General features: G+C 44.2%; 20 protein-coding genes. 11 read left to right on the top strand and 9 right to left on the bottom strand.

Annotation, left to right across the window (positions count from 1 at the left end; translation table 11 throughout):
- Positions 1–63: 63 nt before the first annotated feature.
- On the bottom strand, positions 64–1,293 hold the full coding sequence (locus FM019_RS03790; protein ID WP_143834571.1) for a DUF418 domain-containing protein: 1,230 nt from the start codon (positions 1,291–1,293) through the stop codon (positions 64–66).
- 292 nt (positions 1,294–1,585) lie between these two features.
- Here FM019_RS03790 and FM019_RS03785 point away from each other — a divergent pair, with 292 nt between their 5' ends.
- From FM019_RS03785 to FM019_RS03775, 3 genes are all read left to right on the top strand, one after another.
- Positions 1,586–2,035, top strand: coding sequence for a DoxX family protein (locus FM019_RS03785; RefSeq protein WP_143834570.1), 450 nt, complete (start codon positions 1,586–1,588; stop codon positions 2,033–2,035).
- 34 nt (positions 2,036–2,069) lie between these two features.
- Positions 2,070–2,768 carry a pirin family protein gene (locus FM019_RS03780; RefSeq protein ID WP_143834569.1) on the top strand — a complete coding sequence of 233 codons (699 nt, stop codon included), beginning with the start codon at positions 2,070–2,072 and terminating at the stop codon, positions 2,766–2,768.
- An 87-nt stretch (positions 2,769–2,855) separates the two neighbouring features.
- A complete protein-coding gene (locus FM019_RS03775) occupies positions 2,856–3,746 on the top strand; it encodes a LysR substrate-binding domain-containing protein (RefSeq protein ID WP_143834568.1) in 891 nt (296 codons plus the stop codon).
- Between the two features lie 237 nt (positions 3,747–3,983).
- Here the strand turns inward: FM019_RS03775 and FM019_RS03770 are convergent, their stop codons facing one another.
- Positions 3,984–4,403, bottom strand: coding sequence for an MAPEG family protein (locus FM019_RS03770; RefSeq protein ID WP_143834567.1), 420 nt, complete (start codon positions 4,401–4,403; stop codon positions 3,984–3,986).
- Positions 4,404–4,571: 168 nt separating this feature from the next.
- On the opposite strand from FM019_RS03770, the gene FM019_RS03765 reads away from it, so the two are divergent.
- Positions 4,572–5,618, top strand: a complete 1,047-nt coding sequence (locus FM019_RS03765) for an NAD(P)-dependent alcohol dehydrogenase (protein WP_143834566.1) — start codon at positions 4,572–4,574, stop codon at positions 5,616–5,618.
- 39 nt (positions 5,619–5,657) lie between these two features.
- Complete coding sequence (locus FM019_RS03760) at positions 5,658–7,034, top strand: NAD-dependent succinate-semialdehyde dehydrogenase (RefSeq protein ID WP_143834565.1); 1,377 nt, start codon at positions 5,658–5,660, stop codon at positions 7,032–7,034.
- 333 nt (positions 7,035–7,367) lie between these two features.
- On the opposite strand, the gene FM019_RS03755 is transcribed toward FM019_RS03760, so the two are convergent.
- Entirely contained in the window at positions 7,368–7,760 is a 393-nt protein-coding gene (locus FM019_RS03755; protein WP_143834564.1) for a VOC family protein, read from the bottom strand.
- Positions 7,761–7,879: 119 nt separating this feature from the next.
- Here FM019_RS03755 and FM019_RS03750 point away from each other — a divergent pair, with 119 nt between their 5' ends.
- Positions 7,880–8,599, top strand: a complete 720-nt coding sequence (locus tag FM019_RS03750) for a helix-turn-helix transcriptional regulator (protein WP_143834563.1) — start codon at positions 7,880–7,882, stop codon at positions 8,597–8,599.
- Positions 8,571–9,167 carry a YdeI/OmpD-associated family protein gene (locus FM019_RS03745; RefSeq protein ID WP_143834562.1) on the top strand — a complete coding sequence of 199 codons (597 nt, stop codon included), beginning with the start codon at positions 8,571–8,573 and terminating at the stop codon, positions 9,165–9,167. Before FM019_RS03750 ends, FM019_RS03745 begins: the two co-directional genes overlap by 29 nt.
- Positions 9,168–9,381: 214 nt before the next feature.
- Here FM019_RS03745 and FM019_RS03740 read toward each other — a convergent pair whose 3' ends face one another.
- The 4 genes from FM019_RS03740 to pdsR all read right to left on the bottom strand — a co-directional run bounded on the left by FM019_RS03740 (position 9,382) and on the right by pdsR (position 14,585).
- Complete coding sequence (locus FM019_RS03740) at positions 9,382–11,202, bottom strand: DUF4105 domain-containing protein (RefSeq protein ID WP_143834561.1); 1,821 nt, start codon at positions 11,200–11,202, stop codon at positions 9,382–9,384.
- 5 nt (positions 11,203–11,207) lie between these two features.
- A complete protein-coding gene (locus FM019_RS03735) occupies positions 11,208–11,573 on the bottom strand; it encodes an adenosine deaminase (RefSeq protein ID WP_143834560.1) in 366 nt (121 codons plus the stop codon).
- Positions 11,574–11,733: 160 nt separating this feature from the next.
- The gene (gene pdsS, locus FM019_RS03730) at positions 11,734–13,893 is read right to left on the bottom strand and encodes a proteobacterial dedicated sortase system histidine kinase (RefSeq protein WP_143834559.1); all 2,160 of its coding nucleotides are present in this window, start codon (positions 13,891–13,893) and stop codon (positions 11,734–11,736) included.
- Positions 13,893–14,585, bottom strand: coding sequence for a proteobacterial dedicated sortase system response regulator (gene pdsR / locus FM019_RS03725; protein WP_143834558.1), 693 nt, complete (start codon positions 14,583–14,585; stop codon positions 13,893–13,895). The genes pdsS and pdsR overlap by 1 nt, the downstream gene beginning before the upstream one ends.
- Positions 14,586–14,809: 224 nt before the next feature.
- Between pdsR and pdsO the strand changes: the two genes are divergently transcribed.
- From pdsO to FM019_RS03705, 4 genes are all read left to right on the top strand, one after another.
- The gene (pdsO, locus tag FM019_RS03720) at positions 14,810–15,541 is read left to right on the top strand and encodes a sortase-associated OmpA-like protein PdsO (protein WP_143834557.1); all 732 of its coding nucleotides are present in this window, start codon (positions 14,810–14,812) and stop codon (positions 15,539–15,541) included.
- 14 nt (positions 15,542–15,555) lie between these two features.
- Positions 15,556–17,709 carry a marine proteobacterial sortase target protein gene (locus FM019_RS03715; protein ID WP_143834556.1) on the top strand — a complete coding sequence of 718 codons (2,154 nt, stop codon included), beginning with the start codon at positions 15,556–15,558 and terminating at the stop codon, positions 17,707–17,709.
- The gene (locus tag FM019_RS03710) at positions 17,679–18,284 is read left to right on the top strand and encodes a class GN sortase (protein WP_260681515.1); all 606 of its coding nucleotides are present in this window, start codon (positions 17,679–17,681) and stop codon (positions 18,282–18,284) included. The genes FM019_RS03715 and FM019_RS03710 overlap by 31 nt, the downstream gene beginning before the upstream one ends.
- 255 nt (positions 18,285–18,539) lie before the next feature.
- Positions 18,540–19,907 carry a right-handed parallel beta-helix repeat-containing protein gene (locus FM019_RS03705; protein ID WP_143834555.1) on the top strand — a complete coding sequence of 456 codons (1,368 nt, stop codon included), beginning with the start codon at positions 18,540–18,542 and terminating at the stop codon, positions 19,905–19,907.
- A 25-nt stretch (positions 19,908–19,932) separates the two neighbouring features.
- Here the strand turns inward: FM019_RS03705 and FM019_RS03700 are convergent, their stop codons facing one another.
- Together FM019_RS03700 and FM019_RS03695 are read right to left on the bottom strand one after the other, a co-directional pair.
- Positions 19,933–20,844 carry a M14 family metallocarboxypeptidase gene (locus FM019_RS03700; protein WP_143834554.1) on the bottom strand — a complete coding sequence of 304 codons (912 nt, stop codon included), beginning with the start codon at positions 20,842–20,844 and terminating at the stop codon, positions 19,933–19,935.
- A 30-nt stretch (positions 20,845–20,874) separates the two neighbouring features.
- Entirely contained in the window at positions 20,875–21,468 is a 594-nt protein-coding gene (locus tag FM019_RS03695; RefSeq protein WP_143834553.1) for a carboxymuconolactone decarboxylase family protein, read from the bottom strand.
- Positions 21,469–21,499: the final 31 nt, after the last annotated feature.

Below are 21,499 nucleotides of genomic sequence, written 5' to 3'. Positions count from 1 at the left end.
CCAACAAGTTTGGCACTGTTGCAATGTTTCGTAGTGTTGATGTAGCTGCGCCCGCTGTTTTATTTAATTAGTCTTGCGCAGCGGGGCTACCATAAAATAAGTCAAACAGCGCCACAACCACTCCAATGGCCCTTGTTTGCAGTGGCTTAGCCATAGAACTGATAGAAATATTTGCGTGACCCAAAGTCCTAGAATGATAGGAATGAGTTCTAAACGTGATAAGGAGCCGTGAAGCCCAAGCCCATAACCAAAAAAAATAAACGCACAGATTACCGACTGCATTAAATAGTTAGTAAGCGCCATTTGGCCAACATAGGTCAGCCATAGTTGTAGCCTTGCAAACCAATTTACTTTTATCGCTAAATTAATCAGGCCTACGTATCCCAAGGTCATCAGAATTGAGCCTATTTCTTTGATGAACATTCCATATTGAAAATACGCGTCAATTTGCCAGTTCTGGGTGTAATTCCAAAACAGATTAATACTACTTAATGTCAGTCCAAACAAGCAGCCTGCAATGGCCAAACGTCGATAAAACAATGTGCTTTTGTGTCCCTGAATGATACCCGATTTAAACAGCCACATACCGAGGCACATCATGCCTAAAATTTTGACGATTACACTTACACCCATTTGCCCCAAAGCTATTTCAGCGGCTTTGAGTTGCGGACTTGGGTCTGATTCGAATTGACTTCTCGCAGAAGAGACTGTGTCTTGATAATCGCCCAGCAATAATGCCGATTGCTGTTCAATTTGCTCCGGGCTCGGGGAATATACTGCCATGAGTTCCTGCCTAGCAGCCTCGCCGAGTGTTTCTTCACTTACATCTTGATGAACCGTTAAATAGACGGCACTGGTCAACAAAATCGTTGATAAGGCAAGTAAGAAGTGGTTGGGTAAGTTTTTGAATGGGTAAAGTACAAATGCCGCAGCCGCATAGAACATGAGTACGTCACCTTCCCAAATAAACCATGCATGCAAAAAACCGATCAACAGCAACCAGAACGAACGTATGTAATGAACCCCTGCCGCTTTTCTTCCTGCTTGCTGCATTTTTTCAGATAGAAGCACCATACTTGTGCCAAATAAAAGGGTGAAGAGCCCCATGAACTTTTGATCAGCAAACAAGTAGAAGAAGCTAAAAAGAATATGATCCATCGCACTGGTTTCGCCCAATGCAAATGGGTTGAGGTATGCCGCAAAAGGCATGGCAAATACAATCATATTCATTGTTGGCAATCCGAGAAGTGCAAAACCTCGTAGAATGTCGATATTTTGTAAACGCTGATTCACCTGTGTTCCCTGATATTTTTTGCGCAATGTAACAACCTCATTCGCGCTAGTCTGTGAGAAAAAGTAGTCGAGATGCAAGCAAATGTTTCATTCATCCAAAGCTCAGTAGACGAAGTCTTTTATTTTCTAATTTTTAATAATAATGCATATTCAAAAATTTTGAACTAAAGTTTCAAAATGTTCCGATTTTCTTCTCGCTACCTATCGCTATACTGTTCACATCTGGCGGATAACAGTCAAAAAGATTGAAGTCCAACTTTTAAAACATTTCAAAATATTTGAGGGTAAGATCATGAACAAGTCTTTTTTAACAAAAGTATTTAATTCTGAGTCAGGTTTTGGCGCACTAGCACTTCGCGTTCCTGTTGGTGTTATATTTATGGCCCACGGAGCACAAAAACTATTTGGTTCTTTTGGTGGTTATGGTTTGGAAGGCACCGGTCAATGGATGGCGTCTATTGGATTGGAGCCTGGTTATTTAATGGCGCTTTTAGCCGGTAGTGCGGAGTTCTTTGGTGGTTTGTTTATTTTACTTGGTTTGTTGACACGTCCGTCAGCCATTGCCTTAGCGATTACCATGATCGTCGCGATATTCGCGGTACATTTCCAAAACGGATTCTTTATGTCTAATGGTGGGTACGAGTTCGGATTGGCACTGTTGGCCGCATCGGTGTCATTGGCTTTATCCGGAGCGGGAAAAGCGGCTATAGATAATGCTATTGCAGCAAAATTAGCGGAATAAGTTAGCCAGTACTAAGAGAAATTAGGAGAGTCAAATGATTAGTTTACGTAAAGCAGAAGAACGTGGTGCCGCTAACTTTGGTTGGCTAGATAGCAAACATACGTTTTCCTTCGGATCCTATTACGATCCTGCGCATATGGGGTTCTCCGCTTTACGTGTCATTAATGATGACACAGTGCAAGGTGGAGCAGGTTTTGGAACTCATGGTCACAAAGATATGGAGATTATTAGCTACGTGACACATGGCGTGATTGAGCACAAAGACAGTATGGGTAACGTTCAATCTTTACCAAAAGGTGAATTCCAGTTGATGTCAGCAGGTACTGGCGTGCAACATAGTGAATACAATGGTTCAGACACTGACTTATTGAAGTTTTTGCAAATCTGGATTGTACCCAATGAAGTGGGCGGAAAACCAGGTTATCAACAAAAACATTTCGGCAATGAGTTTGGATTGACACCTATCATCACTCCAACAGGTGAAAACGGTACTTTGAAAATCAAACAGGATGCCCGTTTAAGCCAGTTGATTTTGGCACCTGGACAATCGATAACCATTGATGTTGATGGGCAGCGTAAATACTATGTGCATCAGGTTGAAGGATCGTTATTGGTTGATGAAAATAGATTGGGTCAAGGTGATGGTGCGAAAATTGAGTCGCTACAATCACTTGTGATAACCAATGATTCATCACAAAGCGCTACAGCACTGGTATTTGATTTACCCAAATAGCAGGGCCGTCACCTCGTTAAAAAGTCGACTCTAATCGAGTTGGCTTTTTTGCGTTTACTTTATTTTTAATCCGATAAGGATACAGCGATGCACCATGCGATTACTCTAGATGCCTTGCGAATACTTGAAGCCATTTATCGAAAAGGAAGCTTTGCCGAGGCTGCCAAATCAGTTTTCAAGGTGCCGTCTGCTTTGACTTATACCATGCAAAAACTGGAAGCGGATTTAGGCGTCGACTTGTTTGATCGCAAAGGCCAGCGCGCTGTACTTACTGAAGCTGGATTGCTTTTACTCAAAGAGGGGCAAAGCTTGTTAGATGCGGCGACTAGATTAGAAGAAAAAATCCAACAGGTAGAGTCCGGTTGGGAAACTAAATTAGTGATCGCCAAAGACACCATCATTCAAAATAACTTTGTGCTCAACATTATCCAACAATTTTGTGCATTGGAAAAACAGGTTGAAGTGACCATGTTCGAAGAAGCCCTTGGCGGCGGATGGGACGCATTGCATTCGCAACGTTGTGATATTGCAATTGGGGTAACAGGGGAATTGCCAAAAGGCCAATATCAATTGCATCAATTGGGCGAGGTCGAGTTTGTGTTTGCAGTAGCTCGCGACCATCCACTAGCAGACTATGTTGGTATTTTAGAAGGTCAGCAAATTCAGCATTACCCAGCCGTGGTGGTCGCTGATAGTGCTCGAACCTTACCTGCCCGTTCCAGTGGTTTATTTCAAAGTAAGCAAGTCATCAGAGTGCACAGCATGGACGCCAAACGCGAAGCTCAAATCGCTGGTGTTGGAGTCGGTTTTTTACCTTTGCATCTGATCAAAGAATCACTAAAAAACGGCGAGCTAGTCGCAAAATCTACTGCATTACATCGCCCACCAATACCGATTTACATGGCGTGGGAAAAACACAAAGATGGTCTAGCACTACAATGGTTTATCGAACAATGTAAACGTCAAACTTGGTTGTGAGCGTTAAATTCAAATTAGAATGAAAATTACTGTCAGCGAACGCCGTGTTATCCCTGAACTACTCGACCTTGGAAGAAACAGGATATTGGGTACGTTTACGACAAGAGGAGCTTTTCACATTCACATAGTTTTGTCTTGATCCCATAAAAAGACTGAATGAGAGAAAATGTAGTTTTTCTTATAAATTTTGTAAGTTTTACAGAAGTGTTTAGCAACGCTTTAAAACATTTCGATGCACTAAACGAACATTCGAATACAAATTAACGCTAACATCAGGATGTTCGCTAACAAACTTATCAAGAAAAAATAGGTACGTGGGCTTGGGTTCTTTTCTGTCGCGATTAAATAGTACAGTGCCATATGGCCAGTCCTTGCCAATACATAAATCCACATACACAGTGTAAAAAGCCAACTATTCATACCCAAGGCAAAGGCCAAAATAACTGCACCGACAAACAACACACTATTCTCTAAACTATTTTGAAACGTTCGGTGGGCGCGGAATGCGAAGCTATCATGAGATAGTTCGTCATCAATTTTTCCGGGAACAGCCGTTGGTAATTTTGCTTTACTTACCGTAGCGATCGCCCATTGAATTAGCAGCATGATCAAATACAGATAGAAGGCCCAAAAAGAAGAGATAGTAGATTCGATCATAAAATTTACCTATGCATTGTCACAGTGAGTTTTTATACCAATCTATGCAAGGTTATCAACTTGCATTTACCCACTGATCTTCGCAAATATCATACCGAAATTAATTGGAACACTATTTGCTCACATGTCAAATACCGAAATAGAAAAATCATAGTGTTAGGAAATAAGATGGCAAAAATATCTGCTTACGCTGCTAAATCGGAAGATGGCGATATGCAACCCTATTCAATCGAACGTCGCGACGTTCAGGCGAACGACGTTCAACTAGACATACTGTTTTGTGGGGTTTGCCATAGCGATTTGCACGCGGTCAAAAATGACTGGGGAAACTCTACATACCCACTTGTACCCGGTCACGAGATTATTGGCAAAGTCACCCATGTTGGCGGTGATGTGACCAAATTTAGCAAAGGTGATACGGTTGGTATTGGCTGTTTAGTTGATGCGTGCTTGGACTGTGAAGCATGCGACGACGACCTAGAACAACACTGTTTCAATCAACCAACAATGACGTATAACAGTGAAACTGACGATCCTGGTGGAAGGACCTATGGCGGCTATTCAAAATCGATAGTTGTGCGCGAAGAGTTTGTGCTCAAAGTCCCCGAAAACCTGGACAAAGCGGGAGCCGCGCCACTCTTGTGTGCTGGAATTACAACCTACTCGCCCTTGCATCAATATGGCGTAAAAGAAGGTATGACTGTTGGAGTTATCGGCTTAGGTGGGCTTGGCCACATGGGGATCAAACTATCCGTCGCAATGGGCGCAAAAACGGTGATGATTACCACCTCAAAAAGTAAAGCTGAGGACGCGAAAAGTTTAGGCGCTGATGACGTGCTCATTTCTAGTGATAAAGAGTCAATGAAAAAATGGGCATCAAAATTCGACTTTTTGCTCAACACCATTCCCGTGGGCCACGATATTAACCCCTACATAAAACTTCTTAAGCATGACAGCACCATGTGTTTAGTAGGAGCGATTGAGCCACTTGAAAAGGTTAATGGAGCGCTCCTCATCGGAGGAAGAAAAACTGTTGCTGGTTCGTTGATTGGTGGGCTAAAAGAGACGCAAGATATGCTCGATTTCTGTGGAAAACACGACGTGGTGTCGACGATTGAAAAGATAAAAATGAGTGAGATTAACGATGCATTCGAGCGCATGCAGGACAATGACGTCCGATATCGTTTTGTCATTGATATGGAAACGCTGGATTAACTTTCGTTTGGGAATTTTTTCAATTAATCAGGAGGACTTATGACTAAACAAGTTAATACGACCAACCCATTTACCGAGGAAACACTGGCTCAGTATACGTTATTGACAGAGGATCATGCCAACGAGTGTATTGACAACGCACATCGTTGTTTTGAGTCATGGAAGCTCAGACCCGTAAAAGAGAGGGCAGAGCTAGCGATTAAATTGGCAGATGTCATTGAAGACAATAAAGACAGTCTCATGACGCTCATGACAAATGAGATGGGCAAGGTAAAGGCTCAAGGAGAGCAAGAAGTCACTCTCTGCGCTTCAATCTGCCGATACGTCGCTGATATTGCAGAAAATGACTTAGCCGATGAGAAAAGACAATTCGAGCAAGGATATGCTTACGTTACCTATCGACCTACAGGTGTTATTCTGGGTATCCAACCATGGAATTTTCCTCTTTATCAGGTCATTAGGTACAGCATTACAAACATAGTCGCAGGTAACACCACGGTAATGAAGCACGCGTCAAACGTTTTCGGAATGGCAGAAAAAATTCAATCAATGTATGAGCAGGCCGGTTTTCCTGATAATTGTTATCAATCTCTTCTCATTGATGGCGAAACGGCGAGCAAAATGATCGCTCATGATAAAATTACCGGTGTGACCTTCACTGGAAGCGATGATATCGGTAAATCGGTGGCAGCAGAAGCAGCCAAATACGCTAAAAAATCAGTATTGGAGTTGGGTAGTAACGATGCCTACATGGTTTTGGATGACGCTGACATCGAATCAGCGGTTGAAGCGTGTGTTAAAGGCCGAGTCATTAACAACGGAGAAACCTGCGTATCAGCGAAACGTTTTATCGTGACGAAAAAAAATTATGAAGACTTTAAACGCGGCTTCGTTGAGGCAATGGGAGCGTTGAAGATTGGTGACCCCAATGAGGAAACTACGGATTTAGGACCAATGGCCAGGGAAGACTTAAGAGACGAACTACATAACCAAGTTATCGACTCAATCAACAAGGGTGCTGAGGTGTTGCTGGGCTGTGAAATTCCCAATCGCAAAGGGTTTTTCTATCAACCTTCAATTCTAGAAAATGTGAAGCCAGGTATGCCGGCTTACGATGACGAATTGTTTGGTCCAGTGGCATCGTTGATTAAAGTTGACGACGATGATGAAGCTTTGCGAGTTGCCAACGATTCACGGTATGGGCTGGGCGGCGGAATATTCTCGGCTGATACCGAACGAGCATTCGAATTGGCTCGTGACCATTTCAATACCGGCATGGTGAATATAAATGGATACGGGTTAGCACAACCTAACTTGCCTTTCGGGGGAGAAAAAAACAGCGGCTATGGTAGGGAACATGGCGGTTTTGGTCTGAAAGAATTTGTGAATATCAAGTCGATAATGGTGACAGAATAGACCTGTCAACCAGACAGGGTGTAATGCCTCGCTTTTTCATTCAAATCATTGAGCCCACTCTGTGCAAAATCGTTGATGACTTTCCACAGAGTGACCCTATAATTCGCCCAGTGAACGTATTGTTTGAAATATCAACATTCTCAGAAATTATCCTAAATGGACTCAGCGATGAGATTTTCAGTGCAAGAAATGGAAACCGCCCAACTAAGATTAATCAAAAACTCTAATCAACTCGTGCCGATGAAACTAAGACATCATTTTTGCAAACGGCAACTTCAAGCTGCCTAAGGCCGGTTTCTGCTTGCATTAAGTTGTTGTTCAAATGGACAGAGTTTAGCTCTCAGCAACCATGCAAAATGCATTTAACTTGTTGCCATCGAGATCCCGAAAATAGCCGGCGTAAAATCCTTGGGTCGCGCCTTCAGGTCTAAAACCCGGTTTGCCTTCGCAGGTTCCGCCTAATTCAAGGGCTTTGTTGTAGAATGCTTCCACCTGTTCTGGTGTTTCTAACACGATTGCTACCATGGTGCCATTACCAACACTTGCTGGTTTTTTGTCAAAAGGGATTGTTACTGATAGTGCGCAATCCTCGGCATTTCTAGACCAAGCTATAAAGTAATCAGGTTCATCCATAAAACGCCCAGCGCCAATGGTCGCTAACAATGCATCATAGTATGCGCCAGAGCGTTGCAGGTCACTTGTACCTAATGTTACATATCCAATCATTTTGTTTCTCCTGTTGTTTGAATGACGGCAAATGCATCATAGACGTTGACTACTGACATCTAGTGTCAGTAGTGTTTGGTTATACTTTTCATGATCCAATTCCGATGTAAAAGGCAATTATGCGTAAAGCAGACAGACTGAATGAAATCGTGCATTATCTTCGCCGAATGCATCAGGCCGTAACGGCAGACTCACTGGCCAAACATTTTGAAGTCAGTACGCGCACCCTGTACCGCGATATACAGGATTTACAAGATTCCGGTGTGCCCATTTTAGGTGAAGCCGGCGTAGGCTATGTGATTGATAAAACCTATCATTTACCACCCATTATGTTTGATGCGGACGAAGTCGAAGCCATCGCGCTGGGCATTGGTATGGTGTGTAATTGGACTGACGAGAAATTTGCCAAAAAAGCACAAAGTGCCTATCAAAAAATACAAGCTACCCTATCTGCGCCGCTACTGCACGAACTGGAGCAAATCGCTACTTTTTCAGCCCCCAGTCATTATAAAATTCCTTGGGTTGTGGATTTCACCGAAGTTCGCGAATGTATTAGACGCAAACAATTTGTGCGCTTTGCCTATTTAGATCTCAATGATGTCTTAACCGAGCGAACCATCAGACCACTGGCCCTAACCTCATTTAGTCCGGTCTGGTTGCTCACCGGATGGTGTGAGTTGAGGCAAGCGTTTAGAAACTTTCGTATCGATCGAATCTCTGAATTTACCCCATTGGATAAGCGATTCCGAGACGAAAAAGATAAGAGCCTAAAAGCCTATTTAAAAACTATCGAAAACGAGAGAGCAAAAGATGCCAACTCCAGTTGCGAAAAACATTAAAGCGTTTAAAACATCTAAGTCTTTGCACACTTGGCTGAGAAATAATCACAATAAGAAAGACGAGCTTTACGTCAAAATATACAAAAAAGGTTCAAGTATTTCTTCTGTGACCTGGAATGATGTGGTGATTGAAGTGCTTTGTTGGGGGTGGATTGATGGCGTGAAAAAGTCATACGATGAACATGCTTATCTGCAAAGAATCACCCCTAGAAGAGCAAAAAGTGGCTGGTCAAAAATAAATACCAGGCATGTAGCGCGCCTGATCGAACAAGATAGAATGCAAGAGCCTGGACTAGTGCATGTGCGCGCAGCAAAAAAAGACGGGCGCTGGGAAAATGCCTATGCTCCACCTAGCGAAATGACAGTGCCCGATGATTTTTTAGCAGAGCTGGAAAAGCACCCTGTGGCTAAACAGTTTTTCGAAAACCTGCCAAAATCCAATCGTAACGTAATTGCATATGGGCTAACCACCGCAAAACGACCAGAAACCAGACAACGACGTCTCGACAAGTTTATGGACATGATATTACGTGGCGAAAAACCGGATTTTGGGTTTAAAAAGAAGTAGAGCCATCAAGGTGTCAGAACACTTGAACCCTACAGCCATTCCCAACTTGATTGGGAATCTCTTACAAACGGGACAGAATCGTTTGATAAAATTCCCTCCGACCCTTTACACTCTTGTGTTGGGAGCGTCTGAAGTAAGTTTGTGCGTTTCAACTCGCAGCCAAACGCGGAGGTATCAGATGGTAGATTATATCAAGTGTTCTGACACCTCGATCTTAAAAATGTCGCGCAACACTGAATAGTATTTCATTATCCTTTGTGGAAGACGTTTTCAGATAAGTATGTGATAGCTGCAAAGTCCAGTTGTCTTGCCCATACCAAGAATATTGAGTCTTAAAAGCTTGAATGCTGGTTTGTAAGTCATTTTGTTCAGTCGTCATTTTATATTCGAGCATGACTTTGCTGTCTGCAATAAGATTGACAATGGCACCGACAGCAGGTTCAGCATAAAAATAAGTGTTAGATGGCTTCGCTGCCATACCAAGATCTACATAAGCAAACAGCAATATGTCTTTGTGGAATCTCTTACTTTTACCAATGCCTCCAGAAAGATTTAAGTATCCGTTTTCGTGTAAATCTTTGTCCAATAGCTGCCTGTATCCCAGGTAAAAACTGCCTGAGTATTTAGGTAAGATATCTGAGCTTGGCGCGAGTGTTTTAAAAGCGTATAGCGTCAACGATTGCAATTTGGTGTTAGCAGAATCAGTATCCACTCTAACGCTAAGCTCGCCTATTTTTAATTCCGATTCTGAGAAATACTGGCGATTATCACCGTAGAGATATTTCGAAGCGGGTAAAATAGTTAAATCGATAGCGTTGTCGTCCGAATTCTGGACGTAAGAAACTGCAAACAAAGAATCTTGCGGAGTCTTGAGCGGGTTCTTAAATTCTGATAAGTCAAAATCAACGGAGCTATCTAAATTGGCATCTGCTAGCTTGGTTAACTCTAGAAGACGTTTTTCGCTTAAGTTAGATTTTACTTTTTCATTTTCAATTAAACGGTAAAGGTACTCTACCGCGAAACGTCTAGAATTCTGATCCAAATGATCAAGTTGGACATTTTCATTTTTAAACACCATATCTTCGATGTTTTTGCCAACTTTACGGTCAATTTCTTGTTCCAGCATTTTTAACGCCCAATCGTCAGAAAGCTCAACGCCAATGTCTTTGATCATTCCGTATTTACTGGCAGCTTTCGCGACATCCAAGGGGCTCACAAATAAAATGTCTTCTTTAATCAGCTCTGGGTTGGCAATCGATAAAATATAGAGAGTTAAGGTCGCACAGTTATACGACTGGAAAAGGTACTCAATTTCTACGTCTTTAAGTTCCCATATGTGCAGTTTAATGAGATCTCTGTCAAAATCATTAATGTCTAAGCTAAATGACCAGACGTTTCTGCCTTCAGATTGAGAGTAACGATTTAGATCTTTCTCAAAAGGTCTTACGATAAATAAGCCTTTCATTCCTGCGACTAATCCATCGTATATCAACACTGCTGGGTTGAAAGAATCAAACTCGGTAAAAAATGAAATAGAATGAGATACCTCAGTGCTATTGAAGTTTTTTCCCGTTGCATTCAGAAACGAATGGCCCATCATACTTGAGGCGGAAGCAAGTACCTCTGATGCAAAAATTAAATTCAGCTGATCATAGGGGACATATTTTTTATATCTGTTTAACTCGGGACAATCTTCAGCAGGCAAAACTCCATAGTTTTGTAGATCCAGATAATGGTCCAAAAACATATATCGCGCTGGGAATCTGCATTTAGCGACGTCTGGAGCCTCAAAAAAAAATTCTAATGTTTTTTCAAGTTCTTTTGCCGGAGAGAAATTATCATCGCTCAATATAAAACGAGAATCAGTGATTTGAGGTTGATCATTTTTAATATGAAGAAGGGACAACCACTTGGGATTCGAATCCAGATTGAGTTGAAGTGCTTTATTGAATGCTGTTCGAGTGTCTGAGGCAAAACTATTGAAACTCAGAAACAAGAAAGCTGGCAACAGCCAGCTTATTCGTTTGGTAGACAAGTGAATTATTCAGTACAGCTAATTTCTACTGATTCTTCGTAGTCCCACATCTTTCCGGTCACGCCGTCAGTTGTTGAACCCAAAACTCCACCAATGACAATATTTCCCCAGAACACAGGAGTGATTGTCTTTTTAACTGGAGTTGCATTGTCGCAGCCTTCAGTTTTGGTTTTAACTACTTTGTCTTTACCGTCTCTAAGCACAACTACCATACCCGGAGCAGTAACTGTTTTATCATCTACTGTAACTTCGGCAGGTTTATTGTTGCTAGTTGTAATGTTGATTGATTGTTCTTCAGAACTAGTTACGCTTGCGCACCCAGACACTAAAACTACAGACGCTACTAATGCGCCTAAAACTGTCTTTTTCATTTTCGGTTCCTTGTATATTTTTATTGCTTCCTAAAAAAGCTCGGCAATTATACACATTGAATTAGGCCAGTAAAGCTTCTAATGTTTGCTAGTAGATTTAACGCCTGGCAGCACTAAGAAAATTTTATATAGAGGCTGTGCGCGGTCTTGAACATCTGGCTTAGAGAGTGACACTCACCTGCACTCCCGATAAATCCTGTTGATTTTGAATACTTATTTGCGCTTTGTGGTACTCGGCAATCATTTTGGCGATGTATAAGCCCAGGCCCAGATGGGTTTGATCATCCTGTTGATGAGGGCGGACTGAGATCATTGAATCTAACAACTGTTGATGCATATCGTCAGGTAACAGGATTCCTTTGTTGGCAATACGCAGTTTAATTTGCGCTCCTTCGCTGCTAAGTCCAATGTCGATGGTCTCGCCTTGGGGGCTGAACTCCACGGCATTGGCGACGATTTTGTCGAGCATTTGCGCGAACAATTCAGGGGATCCTTCAAGGCGCTTGGTTAGTCCTTGGGTGTCTAATTTAAAATGATGGTTCGGATAAACCGCCCGATAGCCCTGGGTGCAGCCGTTTAGCAGCTCCTGAAGATCGAAGGCTTCTTTGTCGCTGGATTGAATCGCCTGTTCAAGTCTTGTGGCTTCGCTCATGCTGCTAAGGATTTTACTCAACCTGTGAATACCCGATTGCGCCCGCTCGATGTATTCTTTTTTCGCGTCTTTGTCATTGTCTGAGGCTTCTTCCATTGACAGATTTTCAAGAGAGGACTTTACAATCGCGACTGGGGTTCTCAATTCATGAGACAGCCGTGAGCTCATATTTTCCAGGTAGCCATTGTATTGCTGCAATTTGTCTAACACACTATGAAAAGTGCGGGACAGATCGCCAATTTCATCCTTGGTTTCTGAACGGGGAATGTTGCCCAAAATTTTGCCATGTTCATCAATTGCTGATTCTGTTTCATTACGCAGTTTTCTGATCCGAAACGAGATTCGTGAAGCAAACAAAAACAATGCCGAAGTGCCAAGCAGCACCACGGCAATGATCACATGAAAAAGCTGCTCTAAGGCTCGATTTCTAAGGGTGCGAATACCATGGGTGGTTTGTTCAACCACTACGGCACCCATAACTTGTTCATCAATAAAAATCGGGTGCGCCGCAGACAATACGACGGCTTTGTTGTCGGGTGTCAGACGCCACTGAGAGCTGGCATCGCCACTGAGTGCATTGGCCAGTTCCTGACCTTTTAAGGCAAACGCATTTTCTAGCTCGTCGACAAAGTCGGCAGGGGGTTGGGTCAATATTCGATAATACAGTGGAAACAACCAATCTTGTTCAATGCGCTGCCACAAGGTCTCTCGACTGCGATTTTGTGGTGCCATTCTGACTCCAGTTGCTGCTTGAATTGAGCCAGAGCGTGCCAGTACGCGCATGTGTTTGTCGACTACCCACACCCGAGCGTTGGAATATTTGAGGCCTTTGAGGATCTTTTCAATTTCGGGTGAGGGCACCAGCACTGTGCCCAATGCATCAGATTGGTTGGGGTTGGCGGTACCAATCATATATTTGCGAATGCGCTGTTCTAAATCGTCAACATCGGCAATGGCAAACGCGATTTTACTCGACATGATCTCCAGCGGAAACCTCAGCTCAATGTTGTAGCCATTTTCCGTGGCGGCCCAATTGCCCTGTATGGCTCGCTCTAATGAAACCGGACGATAAGACTCAGGGTTTTCATCAAGTAAATAGGCGTTAACCCATCCGGAGGATTGCGGGGCGACGATGTAGCGCCGAAATTCTCCCTGTGCATTGGTCACCGCGATTAGTAAATAATCATTGCGGTCAACCCGTAAACTATTGGAAGGGCGATAAACCAGGTTATCGTCAGTGACTTCAAACATAGCGTACAGGTATTGGGCATACTGCCCAACCATGTGTTCAAACTGCAGGCTTTGTGAGTCATAAAACTCGCTTTGCTCGATGAGTTCCATTTCGCCATAACGTAACGATAGATGGCGATAATCGGCCCAGTCGTCCAATTGGCCATCCAGACGAATCGGATCGATAATTTTGTGCGCATAGAGATCCGTGCCGGGTTTAACGTCTTGCAAATAGGAAGACTGACTATCAAACAACGAGGGCCTCTCATGCAAAGCGGTAGCGACGGCCCGTGCGGTGCCTTCCATGGTTTGTTCCTGCCCGGTACGCAGGTAACTTTCTAGCTCCCAGACATACTGATAGCCCAACCAGGGGATGGCAAACAGGAATAGTGACAACAAAAGCAATTTTAGGCGAATGCCAAAGCGGAAACGTAGCATTAGCTAGATTTCCAGCGGTAACCCATGCCGTACACCGTCTCAATTCGATCGAAGCTGTCGTCCAGTTGTTGGAATTTCCGGCGGATGCGCTTTATGTGCGAGGTGATGGTTGTGTCGTCAACCACCATCTTTGACTCGTCCATCAACTGTTGACGGCTTTTAACGTGGCCAGCAAATTTGGCAATTGCATGCAGCATCCAAAATTCGGTTACGGTTAATTCAATGGGTTGTTCCTGCCAGCTTACCGTCATGCGGTTGCTATCCATCAATAAATGGCCAGATTGAATTAAATCGGTGGCAACTGTGGGGGCATTGAGCAGTTCGGTGCGCCGAAACAGCGCCGCAATGCGGGCCAAAAGGTGTGGCAAGCTGATGTCTTTAGTGAGGTAATCATCAGCGCCCATGCGCAGCCCACAAATGGTGTCATAGTCATTGTCTCGGGCAGTAAAAAAGATGATGGGCAGGGTTCTGGACAATGCGCGCAATTGTTGGCACAACACAAAGCCTCCATCTATCTCGTCATTTAAGCCTATATCGACAATGGCCAGATCCGGCAGTCGTTGGGTAAAGGCGTCTTCAGCAGATTTCCTGTCGGCGTAGGTCAGTACCTCATAACCCTGCTTTTGTAATGCAGAGGCGTAGTTTTCCCTGATTGCTGGGTCGTCTTCTACTATGGCTATTCGTTTGGACATAGATCACTCATTCAATTAGATGACTTCACTATATCGCAAAATAAACGGCTAAAAATCTGATTTTTGCGGTTCAGGTTCAATTTCCATTTTTTCGCCACATTTGCTCGCCAGATTGCCATTTTTGCTGCCAATTGTTGCCAGAAAAGCGCGTTTTAATAGTTCCCATCGAAACAAAAATTAACTCGATAACCTTTGAAAACTTTTTTTGATATCTGGAGAACAACATGAAAAAACGCACACTTTTTACTCTTTCTGCTATTGCACTGAGCTTGTCCTTGAATGTTCATGCGGCCCCTAACAATGATGAAGCTAAAACCAATGAGGTAATTGGTTTTGGATCTGGTGCTGCTGCGGGTGCACTGATTGCTGGCCCTTTGGGTGCGATGATCGGTGGCATTTTTGGGGTATTGATTGCCGATGACGTAAACGATGAAAATGCACTGCAAGCCTCTACTGACAAACTCGCCAAAGCCAACTTAGCCTTGGACCAAAAGCAAGAGCAATTGCTGGTTTTACAAAAGGAGTATCAAAAGGCGCAGCAGCAAAATCAAATTCAGCTGGTGGCAATGGACAGTCAGATAGAACGTGTGATGCAAGAAATGGAATCGAATATTCAGTTTCGCACGGCGTCCTATGTGGTTGAAGAACACTTCAAAACGCAATTAGATTTAGTCGCTGATGGACTTAAAAATAATCCTGAATTAACGGTGACCTTATCTGGCTTTGCCGATAGCCGTGGTGACGACAGTTATAACCAGGCACTGTCTCAGCAACGGGTGATTAGTGTCAAAGACTATCTTGTATCCAAGGGCGTAAATGGTAAGCAGGTGCTTACTCACTCTTTTGGTGAATCTCAGCCCGTTTCTGCTCAAACCAACAATGAAGATCACTTCTTTGACCGCAGAGTCTTGGTGCGTGTTGAACAGGGTCAACAATCAATGACCGCATCCAATTAACAAGGAGAGTGAACATGGTTAGGCGTTTGCGATTTGTCATTGTACTGTTGCTGTTGACGCTGATAGGGGCGGTGCAATTTGCACTGCCTCTGATCCGCGGTGAGTCAAACGCACAAGAGCAATCTTCGTTTAAAATTGACGTGTCCTATGAGTCGGTATCAACCCATTCGCCGCCAGTTTATGTCGACAACTACCAACATGTTGAACAAGGCAGTTTCTTTTTGCAGCAAGAGGGTGGCTCTGGATATCAATTGTCGCCGCTGCTGGATACCAAAGTCGATATCAACATCACTGGATTGATAGCACGGGCCAGAGTGACGCAAAAATTCACCAATACCAGTGATGAATGGATGAACGGGATTTATGTTTTCCCTTTGCCAGAAAATGCTGCAGTGGACCATTTGCAAATGCGCATTGGCGATCGAACTATCGAAGGTCAAATTCATCCCAAAAAGAAAGCCAAGGCGATTTATCAGCAAGCAAAACGAGAAGGCAAAAAAGCCAGCTTATTAGTTCAGGAGCGTCCCAATTTGTTTAAAAATTCGGTTGCGAATATAGGTCCGGGTGAATCCATCATTGTTACCATCGAATATCAACAAGCTGTGCAGTATGACACCGACACCTTTAGTCTACGATTTCCCACAACCATTACGCCGCGATATTTACCGCTAGTAGATGCTGACAATGTCGAAATTGCTAAAAATGGTTGGGGTATGACCGAACCTGTTTACCAGGCACAACAAACGTCTGACACATCTCCCCAAAGCTATAAAAATGAAAATGAGGCAGATAAGAATGAGGTACATGGGCAGGCCACACTGAATAAAGTCGCAATGAATGTCACCTTGAACATGGGGTTTGAACTGGCTCGGATCGACAGCGTACATCATCCCATTTTGCAATCGGATAAGGGCAATGGCAGATACGAAGTATCGCTTCAAGAGTCTATGATTGCCAATCAGGATTTTGTGCTGAACTGGCAAGCCAAGCAAGCAAATCGTCCGTTGGCAGGGCACTTTGTTCAACAAACACCAGAGGGTCACTTTGGCATGATCATGTTAATGCCACCCAATACACAAAGTACCGAAGCCAACTTGTCCCGAGAAGTCATGTTCGTGATCGACACTTCTGGCTCCATGTCAGGCGAGTCAATGCAACAAGCTAAGGATGCGTTGAGCTATGCGGTGCTTAATCTGCCCACGTCAGACACCTTTAATATTGTGGAGTTTGATAGCCATGCGAAGAAACTATGGCCTACAGCAAAACACGCGACAGACGATAATAAACAAGGTGTATTGAGTTATATCGCAGGTTTAACTGCCGATGGGGGCACCAATATTCTAAGTGCTTTGCAACTGGCGCTAGAACAGCAGTCATCCTCAGATTCATCAGAACAGGAGAGGATCCGTCAGGTGATATTTATCACCGACGGGTCAGTGGGCAACGAAACCCAGCTATTCGCCTACATCAATCAGCATATTCAGCAAAGTCGGTTGTTCACTGTCGGGATTGGTTCGGCACCCAATAGTTATTTTATGACCGAAGCGGCGCGGGCCGGAAAGGGGACCTTTACCTATATCGGTTCTGTCGCGTCAGTAAAAGGCGAAATGCAGGCGCTATTTGCCAAATTAGCTAACCCAGTGCTAGCCGACTTATCCGTGAATTTTAATAAGAGCGTTGAGGTCTACCCTAGGCGGCTGCCGGATTTGTACAAGGGTGAACCCATCATGATCAGCTATCGAGCCGACCAGCCTCTGTCTAACTTAACGGTGTCAGGAGACCTTAAAAGCCAGCATTGGCAAACGTCTTTATCGTTGCAAAATGGCGCCGACTCAAGAGGTTTAGATGTACTTTGGGCAAGGAGAAAAATCGCCCAATTAGACCGTGACAAAGTGTTTGGTGGCGATCATCAGGCGCTTAATCAACAAATCGAAGACGTCGCCATGGCCCATCATATCGTCAGTTCCATGACCAGTTTGGTCGCTGTTGACGTGACCCCCTCGGCACAGGCGATCAGTCAGGATGCCCTGGTCAAACTCATGCCACCCAAAGGGGCACAAATGGGCAACCTGCCAAAAACGGCAACGCCAGCACAATTGCAGCACGCATTGGCATGGATATTTTTAGGAATAGGATTATGCATAGCGTTTTTTACCAGGAAAGTCTAACCACGCGAGCGCGGCGCTGGATGTGGAGTCACAAAATTGCTGTGTTGTGTTTTTGTGCGAGTCTTTATCTGTTTGGTTCAAGCGGTTATATCCACGCCAAAGCCCTATTAGCGCAATACCTGATTGCAGATGCGTGGCAAGAAAGTTTACAGTCAGGTCAACCCGTAGCGCCTTGGTCTTGGGCGGACACTTATCCAGTGGCCGCGCTCAAAATCGCCAACAAGCACCTTTATGTGCTGTCAGGCAGTAGTGGTCGAGTATTGGCCTTTGGGCCAGGGCACGTCAGTTCGACGTCACTACCAGGTGAACAAGGGAATGTGGTGATCTCAGGCCATCGAGACACCCACTTTGATGTGTTGGAAACAGTTAAAAAAGCAGACATCATACAGATGACATCACCTGCTGGAACCAGGAGCTATACCGTAGACGAAATCCGTGTGGCTCACTACTCGCAAGTTGAATACTTAAATGATGCGGGTCAAGACATGTTAACCCTGATCACCTGCTACCCCTTTGATTCAATTACACCCGACACCCCCTTGCGACTAATTGTCAGGGCTGTGAAACATTCGTAATTGAAAAGGGTAACCTGAAACTATGGGTTGTGGATAAGTTAGTGTATAAGGTGTGAAGACAATGTGAGTAAAGGTTGAATAAGTTTTTAACACCAGGTTAAAAGGTATGAAAAATCATCCCTGGGTATAAAATTTGGGCAAAAAGGTTAGACTTTAGTCTAATCCTTGCTTAATATTCGCTCAGGTGCTCACGGGTAATAAAACACAGGTTATTCGTGAGCGTGGTAGTTAAAGAGCACAAGGAGAAACGTGCTGATGTCTTATTCAAATACCCTGTTACCCATTGGCCGATGCATTGTCGTATTGGCTACCTTAATGTCGCAAGTCAGCTTTGCGCAGACCGCCTGTGATAGCCTCGCTGACCAGTCGGCCGTCATGCGTGCATCGCTGGATCAGAACAAATCCATAAGTGTGCCTGCCAACCAGACTTGGCGAGTAGACGGCTTGGAATTGTTGGACGACGAGTCCATTAATGGCCTGGGCACGATATGCAAAGCAACATCGTCCCCTTACGCGTTAAAGGTCAGCGGTAAAAACGTACAAATTTCCAACCTCACCTTTCGTCCGCAAACGGTTTCTGGTCAACCAAACTGCGACATTCAGTTAGCAGATGGCGCGTCTCAGGTTAGGATCCAGTCCAATCATTTTGAGGGCAATAGTTACAGCGCGATTTGCGGTGCAAATGAGTCTGCATTAGGTGGAGTTGCCCATCAGCAACCGGCAACTGGCGTTATCCTCAGTCAAAATACCTTTGTTGGTTATGTACGTCCGATATTTTTGCATTCGGTCAATAACATTACGATCAGCGACAACATACTCAGTGACTCCTTGCATGATGCGATCAGACTTCGTGAGAATAATGGTCAGGTGTTGATCTCTGGCAATCAATTTATCAATGTCGGAGCACGAACCCCTTCTGCAGACACCCAGGATGCCATAGATAGTTTTTGGAGCGGACAGAAGCTGATTATCTCAGATAACATTGTCAGTAGGACCGAAGGTGTTGGTTTTGATATCAAAGGGGTGGACCCAGAAAATGCAGGCATTGGCTCTCGCTCAGTTATTATCGCCAATAACCATATTTCAGAAACCTTTGACAGTGCCCTTGTTTTACATGGCGATCTGGACAATGGCCAAGCGAATCACACCATTTTAATTACTGGCAATATTATTGAAGATTCTGTTCGTAGTGGATCTTATGCGGATGCGGTGATTTGGGCTAAAGGCGCGGTCAAATATCTGACTATTGCAGACAATCAATTGCGTTCTAATCAGGCTCGCGGCATTACTGTCCAGACCCGTTCAGGTCAATCTGATGGCAGTGTTGCCGGGGTGCATATCACTGGGAACATGCTGATCAACAATGGTGTCAGCGATGCGCCCAGTTCTATTGGCATTTTTGCGTTGGGGGTTCAGGGCATAAATGTTAGCAACAATACTGTTGGCAACGATTTAACCTTGGCTAACCCTTATACCCGCTATGGTATTTACTTGTCCCAAATCGTTGATGGAATTGTCAAGAACAACATTTTGCGTTGTAATTCTGCATCAGCGATAAGCGTTGCTGGGAATAACATCATTCAGGCAGACAACCTGACTACAACAACAGCTTGTACACTATAAACACCTGGGGTAAGGCGCTAAGCCTTTACCCCAAGATATAGTCTAAACCACCGGTAATCGCTGCAACTTGTGCGACGATGCAATTTTCATCATCGACTTTGGAGCTGTCCGGATAGACTTCTGTGGTCGTGACATATTGACCCCCAGCAAAGCCTCCACATAAAAACAATTTACGCTTGTCGTAATTAATGACTCCTTTTTGCTCCAACGTTTTGCCAATGAGCTTGCCATCTGTGTCTGCTGGGGCAATGTGTGTCACCTTTTCTACTGATTCAATAATCGCTTTTTGAAAGGCTGGTTGCGGATTTTCACTGTCACCCACACCATAAAATCCATCGGGAATATTCCAGTTATGATTCGTTACGCCATCTCGGGCGGCTAACGCAGGCCTAAATTCTGAATTATCCGTATCTGTGGTTTCATGCAGGTCAAAATGGGCCAATAACTCAATGTTTAAAGACTGCATAAACGCCATAGCTGCGGCAGACTCCGGCGCAGGTGAGTTTTCAAAAAATGAACGATTGGGATCCAGCGCATACTGATCCCAACGGTTAATTGTTTCATAACCCCACGGGCTGATGCAGGGCAAAATGATAAAATTGCATTTTTCTTGATAGGCTGGCGCGGCAACTTGAGCAAAGCGCAGAGCGCCTTGCACACCACTGGTTTCGTAGCCATGCACACCGCCAGTCACAAGCACATTGGGTAATTCATCGTTCCAGTTTAGCGACTTCAGTGCATATAGCGGGTAACGCTTTTCATCGTAGGGTAGGGCGCCGTATTGAATCACATCAAAGCTATCCGCTAGTGCTTCGATTTTACTCAGTACCTCGTCAGCATATTCACGTTTTACGGTCTGTTGTTGCAACCACTGAGCCTTGTCTTTTTCTGTCCAGGGTTGTCCCGGTGTACCAATCGGATAGGGGTGATTTTGCATAGGTGTTCCTGTTTTACGTTTAATTAAGACTTATTTAACGTGCTTTCCGCCGGTCCAGCCGCCGCTGCTAAGTACGTTTTGGCCAAGAGTTTTGGGGGCGTCTTCTAAATCTGTAGCCATCGAATCATTCCAACGGTTTAAAAAGCCGTACAAGCAGATGGCACCTAATATCTCGACAATTTCATCATCGGACCAATATTTGCGCATACGTTCCATCAAAGGTTCATCCACAGCGTTGGGTACCGACCCGGCGGCAAGGGCATAATCCAGCGCCACGCGTTCAGCGTCTGAATAAAGTGGGCTAGTTTGATATTCCCACACCGCCGCCACTTTTTCTTCGCTAATACCGTGTATTTGCGCGGCAATAAGTGAGTGCGCTTCGCAATACTGGCACCCGGCCGCTCGACTGGCAAAGTGTGCCAACAAGCGTTTAAATCCTAAATCGACAACACCATCGGCTGACATGACCGCTTTGGTTAATACCCCGAACCCTTTAACAATTTCGGGACGACGTTGCATGGTTAACAGACTATTGGGAACAAATCCTAGGATTTGTTCAAAAATAGCAAAATCGTTTGCAAGTTCAGGTGTGGTTTCTTTGGGAAGTGGAGGTACGTGTGCCATGTTATCGATTCTTATTATTAAAAAAACGACG

Source organism: Aliiglaciecola sp. M165, from assembly GCF_007197995.1.
Lineage (GTDB): Bacteria > Pseudomonadota > Gammaproteobacteria > Enterobacterales > Alteromonadaceae > Aliiglaciecola.
Note: the sequence above shows the minus strand (reverse complement) of the source record. Positions and strands in the feature narration are given on the sequence as shown.